This window comes from Streptomyces thermospinosisporus, assembly GCF_039526425.1.
Taxonomy (GTDB): domain Bacteria; phylum Actinomycetota; class Actinomycetes; order Streptomycetales; family Streptomycetaceae; genus Streptomyces; species Streptomyces thermocarboxydovorans.
This window is the reverse complement of the sequence record NZ_BAAAIZ010000009.1, coordinates 79689-80664: the sequence shown is the minus strand read 5'-3', so window position 1 is coordinate 80664 and position 976 is coordinate 79689. Positions and strand designations below refer to the sequence as shown.

1 protein-coding gene is annotated in these 976 nt (G+C 75.2%); it reads right to left on the bottom strand.

What is annotated here, in order from left to right; genetic code table 11:
- The coding region (locus ABD207_RS04350; protein ID WP_344010162.1) for a PP2C family protein-serine/threonine phosphatase at positions 1-976 on the bottom strand (976 nt) is incomplete at both ends.

Sequence of the window (976 nt, the reverse complement as noted above, 5' to 3'; positions counted from 1 at the left end):
GCCGTCGGCCCAAGGCACCAGCACCAGCATCGTCACGTCGTCCCGCACATCGGGGCAGTGCCCCACGAGGTCCGCCCAGACCCGCTCGGCCAGCACACCGGGGTCCTCATGGGCGAGCACCGCGAGCCGTTCGGCCAGCGGGTAGAAGGACCCGTCGGCGCCGCGCGCCTCGAGCACACCGTCGGAGGCGAGGAACAGCCGGTCGCCCGGCCGCAGCGCCAGCGAGGTGAGCGCGGGCGGTGCCACCTCGGCCATCCCCAGACCCAGCGGCACCCCCGGTTCGACCTTCACCTCCTCGACCCGCCCGTCACGCAGCAGCAGCGGGCCCGGCTGCCCGCAGGCGACGATCCGCACCGCCGGCCCGTCGCCGGAGAAGTCCATCAGGACGGCGGTCGCGAACAGCTCGGCATGCGGATCGCCCCCCGCGTCCACCATCAGCCGCCGGTCCAGCCGGGCCGCCACCGCCTCGGGGTCCGGCTCGTCCAGCACCGCCTCACGGAACGCGCCGAGCAGCGACGCCACCGTGGCGACCGCCGACAGTCCGTGCCCCTGCACGTCCCCCATGACCGCCCGCACCCCGTACGGACCGGCCCGCACATCGAAGAAGTCGCCGCCGACCAGCGTCCCGCGCTGCGCCGGCCGGTACAGCCCGGCGCAGCGCACCGACCCCACCCGTTCCGGCAGCGGCGGCACCACCGCCCGCTGGACCGCGTCCGCCACGGCCCGCTCGGTGACCAGCTGGGCGTCCCGCCGGCTGCGCACGAACGACAGCAGCACGCTCAGCGCGGCGACGAAGGCGATGGTCAGCAGGTCCGTGCGGTTCACATCGGCCAACTGGAACCCCGGCACGCTCAGCAGCAGCACGCACAGGCCGCCGAGCACCGCCGTCATCAGCGGCCCGTGCACCAGTACCGCGAGAGGCGGCACGGCGCCCAGCACGAAACCGATGTCGACCGGGTCGGGGCTGGCGGCCGTC